The 14,762-nt window shown below is 71.2% G+C and carries 12 protein-coding genes; 8 read left to right on the top strand and 4 right to left on the bottom strand.

The window, feature by feature from the left end; genetic code table 11:
• Position 1: 1 nt before the first annotated feature.
• From QQY66_RS02575 to QQY66_RS02585, 3 genes are all read left to right on the top strand, one after another.
• Positions 2-1,369, top strand: a complete 1,368-nt coding sequence (locus tag QQY66_RS02575) for a maltokinase (protein WP_301977367.1) — start codon at positions 2-4, stop codon at positions 1,367-1,369.
• Between the two features lie 4 nt (positions 1,370-1,373).
• Positions 1,374-3,578 carry a 1,4-alpha-glucan branching enzyme gene (glgB, locus tag QQY66_RS02580; RefSeq protein ID WP_301977368.1) on the top strand — a complete coding sequence of 735 codons (2,205 nt, stop codon included), beginning with the start codon at positions 1,374-1,376 and terminating at the stop codon, positions 3,576-3,578.
• Between the two features lie 125 nt (positions 3,579-3,703).
• The gene (locus tag QQY66_RS02585) at positions 3,704-5,608 is read left to right on the top strand and encodes a long-chain fatty acid--CoA ligase (RefSeq protein WP_301977369.1); all 1,905 of its coding nucleotides are present in this window, start codon (positions 3,704-3,706) and stop codon (positions 5,606-5,608) included.
• 22 nt (positions 5,609-5,630) lie between these two features.
• Here QQY66_RS02585 and QQY66_RS02590 read toward each other — a convergent pair whose 3' ends face one another.
• Together QQY66_RS02590 and QQY66_RS02595 are read right to left on the bottom strand one after the other, a co-directional pair.
• Positions 5,631-6,077: a hypothetical protein gene (locus QQY66_RS02590; protein WP_301977370.1), complete on the bottom strand. Its 447-nt coding sequence runs from the start codon at positions 6,075-6,077 to the stop codon at positions 5,631-5,633.
• Positions 6,078-6,091: 14 nt separating this feature from the next.
• Positions 6,092-6,322 (bottom strand): hypothetical protein, encoded by a 231-nt coding sequence (locus QQY66_RS02595; protein WP_301977371.1) that lies wholly within the window; start codon positions 6,320-6,322, stop codon positions 6,092-6,094.
• A 307-nt stretch (positions 6,323-6,629) separates the two neighbouring features.
• On the opposite strand from QQY66_RS02595, the gene QQY66_RS02600 reads away from it, so the two are divergent.
• Positions 6,630-8,006: an NAD(P)/FAD-dependent oxidoreductase gene (locus QQY66_RS02600; protein WP_301977373.1), complete on the top strand. Its 1,377-nt coding sequence runs from the start codon at positions 6,630-6,632 to the stop codon at positions 8,004-8,006.
• Between the two features lie 96 nt (positions 8,007-8,102).
• Positions 8,103-10,346, top strand: coding sequence for an FUSC family protein (locus QQY66_RS02605; RefSeq protein ID WP_301977375.1), 2,244 nt, complete (start codon positions 8,103-8,105; stop codon positions 10,344-10,346).
• A gap of 9 nt (positions 10,347-10,355) precedes the next feature.
• Here QQY66_RS02605 and QQY66_RS02610 read toward each other — a convergent pair whose 3' ends face one another.
• Entirely contained in the window at positions 10,356-10,787 is a 432-nt protein-coding gene (locus tag QQY66_RS02610; RefSeq protein WP_301977376.1) for an ATP-binding protein, read from the bottom strand.
• Between the two features lie 151 nt (positions 10,788-10,938).
• Between QQY66_RS02610 and QQY66_RS02615 the strand changes: the two genes are divergently transcribed.
• The 3 genes from QQY66_RS02615 to QQY66_RS02625 all read left to right on the top strand — a co-directional run bounded on the left by QQY66_RS02615 (position 10,939) and on the right by QQY66_RS02625 (position 13,424).
• A complete protein-coding gene (locus QQY66_RS02615) occupies positions 10,939-11,160 on the top strand; it encodes a hypothetical protein (protein ID WP_301977377.1) in 222 nt (73 codons plus the stop codon).
• Between the two features lie 51 nt (positions 11,161-11,211).
• The gene (locus QQY66_RS02620) at positions 11,212-12,705 is read left to right on the top strand and encodes an aminotransferase class I/II-fold pyridoxal phosphate-dependent enzyme (protein ID WP_301977379.1); all 1,494 of its coding nucleotides are present in this window, start codon (positions 11,212-11,214) and stop codon (positions 12,703-12,705) included.
• A gap of 266 nt (positions 12,706-12,971) precedes the next feature.
• Positions 12,972-13,424, top strand: coding sequence for a cyclic nucleotide-binding domain-containing protein (locus QQY66_RS02625; protein WP_301977380.1), 453 nt, complete (start codon positions 12,972-12,974; stop codon positions 13,422-13,424).
• Between the two features lie 4 nt (positions 13,425-13,428).
• On the opposite strand, the gene QQY66_RS02630 is transcribed toward QQY66_RS02625, so the two are convergent.
• On the bottom strand, positions 13,429-14,727 hold the full coding sequence (locus tag QQY66_RS02630) for an MFS transporter (RefSeq protein ID WP_301977381.1): 1,299 nt from the start codon (positions 14,725-14,727) through the stop codon (positions 13,429-13,431).
• Between the last annotated feature and the right edge of the window lie 35 nt (positions 14,728-14,762).

Raw genomic sequence — 14,762 nt, forward strand, 5'->3', positions numbered from 1 at the left:
CATGCCGAAGACCGCATCGCTGCACCCCAGTCGTACGGCTGTCGCCGGGCCCATGGCCTCGCTCGCCGGGCTGCTGCGCGAATGGCTGCCGCGGCAGCGGTGGTTCGCGGGCAAGGACCGGCCCGTCACCGACCTCGCGCTGCTGTCCATGACGGAGCTGTATCCGGGCTGTCTGCACCTGCTGGTGCACGCCGGCCCTCCGGCCGTGCCCGCCCCCGGCGGCGCGGGTGCCGCTCCGGCCGGTGACTGCTACCAGCTGCTGCTCGGTGTGCGCAGGCATCTGTCGCCGCGTCTCGGCCGGGCCCTGATCGGGCGGGCGGAGGACGGGCCGCTGGCGGGCCTGACGGTGTACGACGCGCTGCACGACCCGCGCTCGGCGCAGCTGCTCCTGGAGCGGCTGCGGCATCCCGGCACGGTGGGCCCGCTTCGCTTCGAGGCCGACCCGGCCGCGGAGATCCCCGCCGGACTGCCGCCCCGGCTGCTGGACGCCGAGCAGTCCAACTCCTCGCTGGTGTACGGCGACGCGTACATCCTGAAGGTCTTCCGGCGCATCCAGCCGGGCGTCAACCCCGACCTGGAGGTACCGGGCGCGCTGGGCGAGCTGGGCTGCCGCCGGGTGCCCGCGCCGGTGGCCTGGTTCCGGACCACGCATCCGCAGGAGGCGACGCTCGGCGTGCTGCAGCCGTATCTGCGGGACGCGTCCGACGGATGGACCCTGGCGCTGCACGCACTGTCGTCCGGTGCCGACTTCACCGCGCAGGCGCACCAGTTGGGGCAGGCCATGGCCGAGGTGCACCTCGCGCTGGCGTCGGCCTTCCCGGCGGGCGCGCACGAGGAGCACGGCCGCACGGCGGCTGCGATGATCTCGCGGCTGGACGCCGCCGCGCACTGCGTACCGGCGCTGCGACCGTTCGTCCCCGGCCTGCGGACCGCGTTCTGCGCGCTCACGACCTGCGACACCGGGCCGCCCGCCCAGCGGATCCACGGCGATCTGCACCTCGGGCAGGTACTGCGCGCCGGGCGCGAGTGGTTCGTCATCGACTTCGAGGGCGAGCCGTCCCGGCCGCTCGCCGAGCGGTGCAGCGCCCAGTCGCCGGTGCGGGACATCGCGGGCATGCTGCGCTCCTTCGACTACGCGGCCCGGCAGCGCCGGCCGTGGCGTCCCGAGTGGGCCCGCCGCTGCCGGGAGGCCTACTGTGCGGGCTATGCCGCCCGTTCGGGCTGGGATCCGCGCAAGAAGCACGGGCTGCTGCGCGCCTACGAGACCGACCGCGCCGTGTACGAAGTGCTGTACGAAGCCAGAAACCGTCCGGACTGGCTCTCCGTGCCGATGGCGGCGATCGAGCGTCTCGCCGTGAGAGGAAGCTGAAGCCGTGGCCCTGCGTGACACCTCCCTCCCCGAGCCGTCCGGCCCGCTGCCACCCACGGCCGCGCCCCTGGACCCCGCCGACCGTGAACGCCTCCTGGCCGGCGCCCACCACGACCCGCACGCCCTGCTCGGCGCCCATCCGGTGCCGGGCGGGGTCGCCTTCCGGGCGTTGCGTCCGTTCGCCCGCGCGGTGAGCGTCGTGATCGACGGGCAGCGCACCGGGCTCGTCTCGGACGAGGACGGCCTCTTCTCCGCCGTACTGCCGCTGGACGCGATTCCGTCGTACACGCTGGTGGTTGCCTACGAGGACGATGAGTACGAAGTCCACGACCCGTACCGCTTCCTGCCCGCCCTCGGCGACCTCGATCTGCATCTGATCCGCGAGGGCCGGCACGAGCAGCTGTGGCGGGCGCTCGGCGCCGAGCCGATGACCCACCAGGGCGTCACCGGCACCCGCTTCACCGTCTGGGCGCCGAACGCTCAAGGTGTGTGCGTGGCCGGGGAGTTCACCTGCTGGGACGGTACGGCGTTCCCCATGCGGTCCCTCGGTTCGTCCGGCGTGTGGGAGCTGTTCCTGCCCGGCATCGGCGAGGGCACGCGCTACAAGTTCGAGATCACCTCCCGGTACGGCGGCCGCTTCCTCAAGGCCGACCCGATGGCCCGCCGTGCGGAGGTCCCGCCTGACACGGCGTCCGTGGTGACGGCGTCCGACTACGAGTGGGGCGACACTCAGTGGCTGGCGCGGCGCGGGGACGTGCCCGTGCATGTGGCGCCGTTCTCCGTGTACGAGGTGCACCTGCCGTCCTGGCGGCCCGGCCTGACGTACCGTCAACTGGCCGAGGAGCTACCGGCCTACGTCAAGGACCTCGGCTTCACCCACGTCGAACTGATGCCGGTCATGGAACACCCCTTCGGCGGCTCCTGGGGCTACCAGGTCACCTCGTACTACGCCCCCACCTCCCGCCTCGGCACCCCCGACGACTTCAAGTACCTGGTGGACGCCCTGCACCGGGCGGGTATCGGCGTGATCATGGACTGGGTGCCCGCCCATTTCCCCAAGGACGACTGGGCGTTGGCCCGCTTCGACGGGGATGCGCTGTACGAGCCGGGAGACGACCGGCGGGCCGAGCATCCGGACTGGGGGACGTACGAGTTCGACTTCGGGCGCACCGAGGTGCGCAACTTCCTTGTCGCCAACGCCGTGTACTGGTGCGAGGAGTTCCACATCGACGGGCTGCGGGTGGACGCCGTCGCCTCGATGCTCTACCTCGACTACTCGCGCGACTCCGGTCAGTGGACGCCCAATGTGTACGGAGGGCGTGAGGATCTGGACGCGGTGGCGTTTCTGCGGGAGATGAACGCGACCGTGTACCGGCGGGCCCCAGGGGTCGTGATGATCGCCGAGGAGTCGACGGCGTGGGACGGGGTGACCCGGCCGACCGACAGCGGCGGCCTGGGCTTCGGCCTGAAGTGGAACATGGGGTGGATGCACGACTCGCTGGGCTACATCGCGCACGAGCCGGTCCACCGCAAGTACCACCACAACGAGATGACGTTCTCGATGGTCTATGCGTACAGCGAGAACTACGTCCTGCCCATTTCGCACGACGAGGTCGTCCACGGCAAGCAGGCCCTGGTCTCGAAGATGCCCGGCGACTGGTGGCAGCAGCGCGCCAACCACCGCGCGTACTTGGGCTTCATGTGGGCCCACCCCGGCAAGCAACTCCTCTTCATGGGCCAGGAGTTCGCCCAGGGCGCCGAATGGTCCGAGGCACACGGCCCGGACTGGTGGCTGCTGGATCCTGACTACAGCGCCGAGGCCGACCACCGAGGGGTGCGAGACCTGGTCCGCGACCTGAACACGATCTACCGGGCCACCCCTTCCCTCTGGCAGCGCGACACCGAACCGTCCGGCTTCCAGTGGGTGGTCGGGGACGCCGCCGAGGACAACGTCTTCGCCTTCCTGAGGTACGACACGGAGGGCACCCCCCTCCTGTCCGTCTCCAACTTCTCCCCCGTCGTCCGCCACGACTACCGACTCGGCGTCCCCGACACCGTCCCCGCCTGGCACGAAACCCTCAACACGGACGCGGCGAAGTACGGCGGCAGCGACGTCACCAACCCCGGTCCGGTCACACCGCAGGACGGGCATCTCCGGATCACGCTGCCGCCGCTGGCCACGGTGTGGTTGACGCCGTACACCGTGTGACGCTCGGGCGGAGGCGACTTCTCCGTTCCCGGCACCACGGGCTGTCACCTGGGCTAGATTCGAGCCCGCCGATAACTGTGCTCGTCGGCGAAGTCACACCCCGTACACAGCAGCAGGAGCAGCGCATGCGCGACTTCGCCCTCGCTCCACCGTCCACCACGCCCATGACCGGCGGACTCGCCAACAGCATCTTCGAGACAGCGGACCTCCGGCCCACCCTCCCGGTGCTGGCGCGCCGCCCCCACCCTTCCTCCCAGGCCTGGGAGGAGGTGATCGCCGTCGAACTCCGCGACGAAGTGGTCGACTTGGCCAAGGGGCTCATCGCGTGCGGGATCCTGCCGGGCAACCGCGTGGCGATCATGGCGTGCACCCGCTACGAGTGGACGGTACTCAGCTACGCCCTGTGGGCCGTGGGCGCCGAGGTCGTGCCGATCTATCCGACGTCGTCGCGCGACCAGATCGAGTGGATCCTGCGGGACGCCGCCTGCGTGGCCATGGTCGTGGAGGACGAGCAGGCCATCATGACCGTCGGCTCCGTGTGCTCAGGGCTGCCGCTGCTGCGCCACGTCTGGCAGTTGGACGCGGGGGCGCTGGACCAGCTCACGGAACGGGGCGCTTTCATCCCGCTGGCCACGGTCGACTCACTGCGCCGCATCGTGATGCCGGACTCCACGGCCGTCATCGCCTACACGTCCGGCACGTCGGGGCATCCTCTGGGGTGCGCGCTGAGCCACCGCGCGCTGGCGAGCCCCTGCGACACGCTGCTCGCGGGCTGGGGCCACACGGCGGCACCGCCGGGCGAGCAGCCGTCCGTGCTCGCCTTCCTGCCGTTCTCGCACGTCTACGGCCTCATGATCCAGAGCCTGTGTCTGCGCGGCGGAATTCTCATGGGCCACCAACCCGACATCAGCGAGGCGGCACTTGTATCGGCCCTGCGGTCCTTCCGGCCGACGTACTTCTACGCCGTTCCCTCGGTCTTCGAGAAGATCTACAAGAACTTCCTGCGCACGGCCCAGCAGACGGGCCGTGGCGCCCTGTTCGAGAAGGCGGCCGACACGGCACGGGACTTCGCCACGGCATGCGAACGGCAACGGCTCGGCGAGGGACCGGGGCCGGCCTTCGACCTGCGGCTGCAACACGCGCTGTTCGAACGGACGGTGTACCGCAAGCTCAGGACGGCGCTGGGCGGCCGGGCACGCCGCGCGACGTCGGGCGGTTCACCGCTCAACCGCGAACTGTCCCTTTTCTACGAGGGCATCGGCATCTATGTCCACGACGGTTACGGCCTCACGGAGACCTGCGGCGGCATCACGATGCAGCCGCTGGGCCGGGAGCGGTCCGGAACCGTGGGGAAAGCGCTGCCGGGCACGGACATCCGGGTGGCCGACGACGGGGAGATCCTGGTGCACGGTCCCTCCGTCTTCCAGGGCTACGTCAACAACGAGGCCGCCACCCGGGCCGCGCTCCGCGGCGGCTGGCTGGCGACCGGCGACATCGGACGGCTCGACCCCGAGGGGTATCTGACGATCACCGGCCGCAAGAAGGACATCATCATCACCAGCAGCGGCAAGAGCGTGGCGCCCGCGCCGCTGGAGCAGCGGCTGCGGATGCATCCCCTGGTCCATCAGGCCGTCGTCGTCGGCGACAACCGGCCCTGCGTCGGCGCCCTGATCACCCTGGACCCGGAGTTCCTGGCGCACTGGCGCGGCGCGCTCGCCCTGCCGAGCGACACGCCGAGCCGGGACGCCCGGGAGGAGAACGCGCTGCGGGAGGAGATCGCGCGTGCCGTGGCGGCGGCCAACAGCGCCGTGTCCCGCTCGGAGTCCATCCGTGTCTTCCGGGTGCTGTCGGAGCCGTTCGCCCTGTCCAACGGGCTGCTGACACCGTCGATGAAGCTGCGCCGGGACGCGATCGTCGAGCACTACGCGTTCGAGATCGACGCCATGTACCAGGCGCGTTCACGCAGTTGGCGGCGGACCGCGCCGGACGAGACCGCGGGCTGGGAGGAGTCGGACAACGTGTTCCGGTGATCTGCCGCCTACTCCCCGGTAGTCAGCCGCACCACGTTGGACTGCTCACCGAGGACGAAGGCCCGGATCCGGTAGGAGGCGCGTTTCTCACCGGGCAGGGTGGCCGGCTCGGTCGAGGTGACGTCCGGGTCGAGCACCGCGATCGGTTCATACCGGGCGCCGAGGTGGGACCGCGGTAGGACCGCAGCCGGTAGTGGAACGTCGTGTGCGGTAGGAGGTCGGGGTGCCGGTAGGCCGTCACCTGCCGGGGCAGATACGGCAGCACGGTGTACGGGCCGTCCTCCTCGGTGGCGAACTCCAGGACGTGGCCGGCGACGCCGGGCCGGTCGTCGTGCCAGGTCAGGTCGGCGTCGGTGGGTGTGGTGAGGGCGGCCTCCAGCGGCCGGTCGGGTTGTGGCGCGTGGGTCGTGCAGGCCGACAGCACCAGGAACAGCGCTGCCCGCACCGCGATACGTGACGTTCTGGGCATACGACTGCTTGCGCCTACTTGCGCCAGAACCGATGGAAGGTCTGTTTGAGGCTGATCCTGGTGCCGCTGAGGTCGGTGATGCGGAAGTAGCCCTCGAACTGCCGGGTGCCGCCGGTGTAGGTGGCGTAGCGCCGTTCAGCCCGTTGGTCTCCGCTCGCTGTCGAGCAGGTGAGCCGGAAGGTCAGGCCGTCGACCTGTCCGCACATCGCGGTGGTCACGGTGAGCGTCCGCAGGCGTGGGTACATCCTGCCTCCTGGGATGGGGGCGATCTAGATGGTCACGTACATGAATCTCGAACCCTGTCCTGAACGAACGTTTCCGGACGGTAGGACCAGACCAATCGCCCGTCAAGGCATCGCGCACACACCTCATTCACACCCGCCCGGTGCGACGGGGCACCGGGCGGGGCATGGTGGTCATCGACGCGTTCGTCTGCCTGCCGTACCCGGCTGGCGGAACGGCTGAAGGCACGGTGGGATCGATGAGGTGCGAACCAGTGATCCAGGGGCATACGAACCGCGTCCAGTGGGACCGCCTGGAGCCGCAGAAGGGATGGACACCGTGACACGACCCAGGATCCTGGTGGTTGGCGCAGGCTTCGCCGGAGTGGCGTGCGTACGCCGCCTGGAACGCAAACTCGCCCCCGACGAGGCCGACGTCACCCTGGTGACGCCGTTCGCCTACCAGCTCTATCTGCCGCTGCTGCCCCAGGTCGCCTCCGGCGTGCTGACGCCGCAGTCGATCGCCGTATCGCTGCGCCGCAGCAAGAAGTACCGCACCCGCATCCTCCCGGGCGGTGCGATAGGCGTGGACCTCAAGGCCAAGGTGTGCGTCATCCGCACCATCAACGGCCAGATCGTCGACGAGCCGTACGACTACATCGTGCTGGCACCCGGCAGCGTCACCCGCACCTTCGACATCCCCGGGCTCACGGACCACGCGTTCGGCATGAAGACCCTCGCCGAGGCCGCCTATATCCGCGACCACGTCATCTCCCAGCTGGACCTCGCCGACGCCAGCCAGGATCCGGCCGAACGCGCCGCACGGCTGCAGTTCGTGGTCGTCGGCGGCGGATATGCGGGCACCGAGACCGCCGCCTGCCTCCAGCGCCTCACCCACGCCGCCGTCAAGCGCTACCCCCGCATCGACCCGGCGCTGATCAAGTGGCATCTGATCGACATCGCGCCGAAGCTGATGCCCGAGCTGGGCGACAAGCTCGGCCGCAGCGCCCAGGAGATCCTGGGCAGGCGCGGGATCGAGATCTCCCTCGGCGTCTCCATCGACAAGGCGGGACCCGAGGAAGTCACGTTCACCGACGGGCGCGTGATCCCCACCCGCACGCTGATCTGGACCGCCGGCGTGGTCGCCAGCCCGCTCATCGCCACCCTCGACGCGGAGACGGTCCGGGGGCGGCTCGCGGTCACCGCCGAGATGAACCTGCCCGGCCACGACGGTGTCTTCGCGCTCGGCGACGCGGCCGCGGTGCCCGACAAGGCCAAGGACGAGGAGGGCGCGGTCTGCCCGCCGACCGCGCAGCACGCCATGCGCCAGGGAAAGCGCGTCGCCGACAACGTCATCGCGACGCTGCGCAACCAGCCGATGGTGCCGTACGTCCACAAGGACCTCGGCCTTGTCGTCGACCTCGGCGGAAAGGACGCCGTGTCCAAGCCGCTCGGCATCGAACTGCGGGGCGTGCCCGCGCAGGCGGTGGCCCGCGGCTACCACTGGTCGGCGCTGCGCACCAACGTCGCCAAGACGCGGGTCATGACGAACTGGGTGCTCAACGCGCTCGCGGGCGACGATTTCGTGCGCACCGGCTTCCAGTCCCGCAAGCCCGCCAAGCTCCATGACTTCGAGTACATCCATTCGTACCTGACGCCCGAACAGGTGCGGGCACATGTCGAGGGCACGGACCGGCAGGACCAGTGACGCCGCTGTCCGCGGCTGACCGGCGCTCCTGAGCGATCCCGCGGCGTGCGATGCTGAGCCCGGATCTTGGCGGGCGGCGGGAGTGAGTACGGCGGCGTGATAGGAGCGGGACAAAGGGAGCGGGCGCGGCTGCGGGACCTCGCGGCGGCGTCCGACCCCGGCCTGCTGCGGCTGACCGCCGGGCTGCGGACGGTGGGCGCCATCGCCCTCGCGCTGGCCGTGCTCGCCCTGCTGGGGTCCGACGTGACCCATCTGGTCGCGGGAGCCATGGCGGCGATGGTCGCCACCTTCGCCATCCGGGAGAAGCAGCGCGCCCAGCAGGCCGTCACGCTCGCGCTGGGGCTGCCGGTGGCGCTGGCCGCCGTGAGCCTGGGGGCGCTGCTGCACTCCCATGTGGCGGCCGGTGACGTCTTCTTCGTCATGCTGGTCTTCGCCGGTGTGTATGTGCGCAGGTTCGGCGACCGGGGCACCGCGCTCGGGCTGATCGGCTTCCAGGTGTACTTCCTGTCCCTGTTCGTCGGCGCCACCGTCTCGGCCCTGCCCGAGCTGTGCGGTGCGATCGTCGTCGCCTTCCTGTGCAGCGCCGCCATGCGTTTCGTGGTCGTGCCGCAGACGGCGGCGGGGACGCTGGAGCGGCTGCGGGAGGCGTTCCGCGCCCGGCTGGCCCAGCTCGTGTCCGCCCAGCTCGACCTGCTGGACGCCGGTCCCGACGACGTCGACAAGGCGCTGGAGGACGTACGCGACGGCACGGCGCGGCTGCACGAGACGGCCATGCTGATCCAGGGCCGGCTCGACGACGGGACGTCCGACGAGACAGTGGCGCGGCTGCTGCAACGCCGGGTCGCCGATGCCGAGATCGCCGCCGAACGGCTCGGCCTGTTGCTGCTGACCGCGCGCAGCGCCGAGCGGGCGGACACGCTCACCCTGCATCTGCCGGGCGCGCCCGCCCCGACGGGCAGCCCTCTTCCGGTGCGGGACGAGGCGACCGCGACGCTGCGCCGCGACCTGGACGCGCTCCGCCTGCTGGTCCAGCGGCCCGTCTCGCAGGACACCGGTACGGGACTGGCTCACGTGCGCAACCGGCTGCTCGGCTACCGCGAAGAGGAGAACCTGCCGCCCGCGCCGCCCGCCGTCCAGGACGTCTTCCGCGGCATCGGCGAGGCCGCCCGCGCGGTCCTCGGGCTGCGGATCGCCCTCGACGGTCCGCAGGACGACTCGGACGACAGCCCGGCGACGGCCCGTTCACGCGAGGAACTCGACGCCGAGGACGCGGCCATCACCGGCGCCGAGGAGAGCGAGCCGACGGAGTCGGGGCTGCGCCGCCCCACGACGCGGGCTGCCGTGCAGGTGGCCGTCGGCTCGGCGCTCGCCATCGCCGGTGGCGAGCTGCTCTCCAGCCAGCGCTGGTACTGGGCGGTGCTGACCTGCTGGATCGTCTTCATCAACACGGCGTCGACGGGCGAGATCCTGGTCAAGGGCTACCGCCGGCTCCTGGGGACCGTGCTCGGTGTCGTGGCCGGGATCGTGCTCGCGGGCCTCGTCGCCGGGCACACCTGGCCGGCGTTCGCGCTGGTGCTGCTGTGCGTCTTCGCGTCGTTCTACACGGCGCCGCTGTCCTACACGCTGATGTCCTTCTTCATCACCGCCGCACTCGGCCTGCTCTACACCTTGCTGCACACCTACAGCCTCTCGGTGCTGCTGCTTCGCGTGGAGGAGACGGCGCTCGGCGCGGCCTGCGGGATCGTCGCGGCGGCGCTGGTGCTGCCGGTCCACACGGACCGCCGTACGAACGACCTGCTGGGAACGGTGCTGGAGCGGCTCGGCGATGTCGCCGAGGCCGCCATCGACCAGCTCAGCGGCGGGCCGGAGGCCGATCTGCTGGACAAGGCGCGCGACCTGGACGAGGCGCTTGCCGATCTGAGCGCGGCCACGCAGCCGCTCACCCACCCGATCACGCCCCTGCGGACGCGACGCGACACCGCGCGCTATGTGGTGGCACTCCTGGAGACCTGCGCGTACCACACGCGGGCGCTGGCCGCGACCGCCGAACTCCTGCCCACCCACCCGTCGATCGCGGCGGACCCCCGGCTGCGACGGGCCGGACGGCGGATCGCGCACAACATCGAGGCCATCGCCGCGCATGTCGCGGACCAGCACAGCACCGCCGAGGTCGAGACCGGGCCCAGCATCGCCTCGCTGCTGGAGCCCGACATCCCCGGCACTCCCCGGTTCGGCCGGGTCACCGACCGCGTGCTGCGCCATCTGCAGCGCCTGGACGAGGGCTTGGTCGGTCTGGCACGACCGTTGAACGTGCCCGTCGAGGCGCGGTCGAAGAAATGACGCGGGCGTTCAGGACAGCGGCACCACGGCGGTGATGCACTTGCCGCCCGACGGCAGGTCCGCGACCCGTACATCGCGGGCCAGGCGGAGGACGATCGGCCAGCCGCGCCCTCCCAGCCGCTGCCGCCCTTCCGCGTCGACCGGCGGCTCGGTCACCGGCAGGGCGTCGCTGCGGTCGCAGACCGAGACCCGTACCGCGGGTCCCTCGACGTCGACACGGAAGTCCGTGACCCCGCCGCCGTGCAGGATCGCGTTGGTCGTCAGCTCCGTGGCGACGAGCAGAGCGTCCGACAGGGCGTCGGCGCCGCACGCGGTTCCGGTGGCGCGGCAGCATTCGGTCACCACACGCTCCACGGTTCTGCGCGCCTCGGCGGGTGCATAACTCCGCCCGGGGCGGCTCAGGGCCGACGCGCCGGGGCCGGTCCTGCGATCCTCGTACATTCCTCTGGCTCCTGTTCGGTACGGAAAGAAGCCGGGCCCGGCTGTGCAAGAGGTCACAGTTGTTCGGCTCACCGCTGCGCCTCCCGCCAAACCTCTGCCCGGGAACAGAAGTGCGTGTCGTCGCCGCCTGACATGGGGGTACCCGGATCGCATGACGGATGTCGTGGACTCGGACGAACTGCTGCGGCGCATCCAGCGGGCCAGGGCCTACGCGGAACAGGAGAAGCGGATGTGGCGGTCGCGCACCGACGCGCTCACGCCCGCCGACCCCGACAAGGCCCGGGACGCGGCCGTACGGACGCTGGCGTACGAGGCCGTGCTCGGGGTGCTGGACGAGATCGTCACCCCGGGCAGGCACAGCGAGGAGGGCTGACCCGGGGACCGGGGCGGATTGTCTGCCGTGCCGCCGGGAACCCGGATGCGCATGACGGCCGATCACGCACGCGCACCGGTCCTGGAGGCCCTGGACGACTATCGGCGCAGGGAGCGCCTGTCGTTCACACCGCCCGGGCACAAACAGGCTCGCGGGGCCGACCCGGCGGTGCGGGCGGTGCTGGGGGACGCGGTCTTCCTCAGTGACGTCCTGGCGTCGGGCGGTCTGGACGACCGGCTCCACCAGGGGCGGGTCCTGGAGCGCGCCGAGGAGCTGATGGCCGACGCGGTGCACGCCGAGCACACGTTCTTCACCACCTGCGGCAGCTCGCTGTCCGTCAAGGCGGCGATGCTCGCGGTGGCGGGTCCGCACGAGAAGCTGGTGCTGGGGCGCGACGTCCACAAGTCCGTCGCGTCGGGACTGATCCTGTCCGGGATCGAGCCGGCGTGGGTCGAGCCGCAGTGGGACGGTGCCCGGCATCTGGCCCATCCGCCGTCCGCGGAGGAGTTCGAGCGGGCCCTCGACCGCCACCCCGACGCGAAGGGAGCGCTGGTCACCAGCCCAACGCCGTACGGCAGTTGCGCCGGCCTGAAGGCGATCGCGCGGCTCTGCCACCGGCGCTCGCTGCCGCTGATCGTCGACGAGGCCTGGGGCGCACATCTGCCCTTCCATGACGATCTGCCGTCCTGGGCGATGGACGCGGGCGCCGACATCTGCGTGACCAGCATCCACAAGATGGGCAGCGGCCTGGAGCAGGGCTCGGTCTTCCATCTGCAGGGCGACCTCGTCCCGCCGGAGCTGCTGCGGCTGCGGGCGGACCTGCTGGGCACCACCAGCCCGTCGGTGCTGATCTTCGCCGGTCTCGACGGGTGGCGCCGGCAGATGGCCCTGAGGGGGAAGGAGATCATGGGCGCCGCACTGGAACTCGTCGCCGAGGTCCGGGATGCCGTCGAGCAGATCGACGGGATGCACGTCAACGACCGCGACGACTTCTGCGGTGCGGGACTCGCCGCCGACTTCGACCCGCTGCCGGTCGTGATCGACATCGACGGTCTCGGCATCACCGGGTACCAGGCCGCTGACTGGCTCCGTGCACACCGCGGCGTGGACGCCCACCTGGCCGACCACCGGCGGATCGGCATGCAGATCACCCACGGCGACGACGCGGAGACCACCGGCGAGCTGCTCGCCGCGCTGAAGGACCTCGCGCAGGCCGCGCCCTTGACGCCCCCGGCCCCGCGGGTCGACGTCCCGGCACCGGCGGAGCTGCGCCTGGAGCAGGCCATGACACCCCGGGACGCCTTCTTCGGACCCACCGAGGACGTTCCGGTGGACGCGGCCGCCGGGCGCGTCGTGGCCGAGATGATCACGCCCTACCCACCGGGGATCCCGGCCGCGCTGCCCGGCGAACGGCTCACCGAACCGGTGCTGCGGTACCTGGTCACAGGCCTGGCCGCGGGCATGAACCTCCCGGACCCCAGCGACCCGGCCCTGGACACGGTGCGAGTGGTGAAACCCGGGCCCGACGTGAAACGGGTCACGTGACCGGCTTCCAGGTGCGCAAAAGCCCCGGAGATGGTTTACGGTTCATTCATACGTGGTGACGGGGTCGACCGTATCCGTCCTCCGACACCACCCTTAACGGCCCTGGCTGGTCTCCCCCGTCCAGCCAGGGCTTTTTCATGCCCGCCGCGGGTACTCGGGGTTGTCGTCCGCAACTGCTGTCCGCCGAGGTGCTCCCGGCGTCGGCAGCGGCTGAAATGGGCGTAGGGAAAGCACCGGATCCGATCGCCGGCGAGGAGTCCCGCGTCATGACCAAAGCGATAAAACTGCTGACCGCCCTGCCTCCGCCCCAGCGGCAGCGTCTGATGGCGCTCGCGCGGGAGGTCTCCTTCCCGGAGGACTGCCGGATCTTCGAGGCGGGCGGCCGGGCCGACCGCTTCTGGGTCATCCGCTCGGGCGCGGTCTCGCTCACACAGCGGGTGAACTCCCTGCAGCGGGTCACCGTGGCGAGCCTCGGCGCGGGCGATCTGCTCGGCTGGTCCTGGCTGTTCCCGCCGCACGAGTGGGACTTCGGCGCGGAGGCGTTCAGCCCCGTACGCGCCTACGAGTTCGACGCGGCGGCCGTGCTCCAGCTGTGCGAGGAGGATGCGCAGCTCGGGCTGTCGCTGGTGCGCAACGTGGCGGAGATCCTCGCGCACCGGCTGGAGACGACCCGGGGCAAGCTCATGGAGCAGTACGCGATGCACCGGCGGGGCCTGTAGGGCGTCAGACGCGGTAGCGGCGCAGTGCGGGCATCGCCGCGGCCAGGCCCAGCATCACGGCGACGACCAGGATGCCGCCGCCCGCCACCGCCGTACGCGGACCGAAGGCGGAGCCCGCGGTGCCGTGCAGCAGGTCGGCGAGGCGTGGGCCGCCGGCGACGACGACCGTGAAGACGCCCTGCATCCGGCCGCGCATCTCGTCCGTGGCGGCGGACAGCAGGATCGCCCCGCGGAAGACCATCGAGACCATGTCGGCGACCCCGGCCACGGCCAGGAACGCCACCGCGAGCCACAGACTGCCGCTCAGTCCGAAGCCGGTGATGGCCACGCCCCAGGCGACGACCGCACCGATCACCATCCAGCCGTGCCGGCGGACCCGGGAGAACGTGCCGGAGAACAGCCCGCCCAGCACCGCGCCGATGGGGATCGCCGCGAACAGCAGGCCGAGCGCGAGCCCTTCGCCGTACGACGCGTAGGTCTCGGCGGCCAGCTGCGGGAACAGGGCGCGGGGCATGCCGAGGACCATCGCGACGACGTCGGCGAGGAGGGACAGCAACAGCACCTTGTGCAGCGAGATGTACCGGAACCCGGCCCCGATCTCACGCAGCCCGGCACGGCGGGCGGGCCGGCCGTCCAGCGGCGGCAGCGAGGGCAGTCGTACGACGGCCCAGACCGCGACGCACAGGGCGAGGGCGTCGATCAGATACAGCTCGGGCAGGCCGATGACCGGGATCAGGGCGCCGGCCAGGAGCGGGCCCGCTACCAGGCCGGTCTGCATGACGGTGGAGCCGAGGGCCTGCGCGGCGGGCAGTTCGTCCGCGGGGACCAGGCGGGCGATCGAGGCGCTGCGGGCCGGGGCGTTGAGGCCGAAGAAGGCCTGCTGCAGGGCGAGCAGCACCATCAGCACCGCCACCGAGCCCAGCCCGGCGGCGGCCTGGATCCAGAACAGCAGCGAGGTGACGGCTATACCGCTGTTGGTGATCAGCAGCAGCCTGCGGCGGTCCATGGTGTCGGCGACCGCGCCGCCCCACAGCGCGAACACGACCAGCGGCAGAAGGCCGGCCAGGCTGGCGTAGCCGACCCAGGCCGACGAGCCGGTGATGTCGTAGATCTGCTTGGGCACGGCGACAGCGGTGAGCTGGCTGCCGACGGCGGTGACGATGGTCGAGCTCCACAGGCGGCGATAGGCGGGGCGGCGCAGCGGACGGGTGTCCAAGGCCCAGCGGCGCCAGCCACGGCGGGGCGGTCCCGCCTTCTCGGCGGCCTCGGAGTCGGAGTGGGGGCTGCTCTCGCTCGTGTCCACGGGGTCCCTGGATGCTCGCTACATCTTTCGAATCG

Origin of the sequence: Streptomyces sp. DG2A-72, from assembly GCF_030499575.1 — a bacterium.
GTDB lineage: Bacteria > Actinomycetota > Actinomycetes > Streptomycetales > Streptomycetaceae > Streptomyces.

Coding starts and splice junctions, on each gene's coding strand:
- QQY66_RS02610 (WP_301977376.1), bottom strand. CDS start 10,787: ATGTACGAGGATCGCAGGACCGGCCCCGGCGCGTCGGCCCTGAGCCGC.
- QQY66_RS02625 (WP_301977380.1), top strand. CDS start 12,972: ATGACCAAAGCGATAAAACTGCTGACCGCCCTGCCTCCGCCCCAGCGG.
- QQY66_RS02620 (WP_301977379.1), top strand. CDS start 11,212: ATGACGGCCGATCACGCACGCGCACCGGTCCTGGAGGCCCTGGACGAC.
- QQY66_RS02600 (WP_301977373.1), top strand. CDS start 6,630: ATGGACACCGTGACACGACCCAGGATCCTGGTGGTTGGCGCAGGCTTC.
- QQY66_RS02590 (WP_301977370.1), bottom strand. CDS start 6,077: ATGCCCAGAACGTCACGTATCGCGGTGCGGGCAGCGCTGTTCCTGGTG.
- QQY66_RS02615 (WP_301977377.1), top strand. CDS start 10,939: ATGACGGATGTCGTGGACTCGGACGAACTGCTGCGGCGCATCCAGCGG.
- QQY66_RS02585 (WP_301977369.1), top strand. CDS start 3,704: ATGCGCGACTTCGCCCTCGCTCCACCGTCCACCACGCCCATGACCGGC.
- QQY66_RS02575 (WP_301977367.1), top strand. CDS start 2: ATGCCGAAGACCGCATCGCTGCACCCCAGTCGTACGGCTGTCGCCGGG.
- QQY66_RS02595 (WP_301977371.1), bottom strand. CDS start 6,322: ATGTACCCACGCCTGCGGACGCTCACCGTGACCACCGCGATGTGCGGA.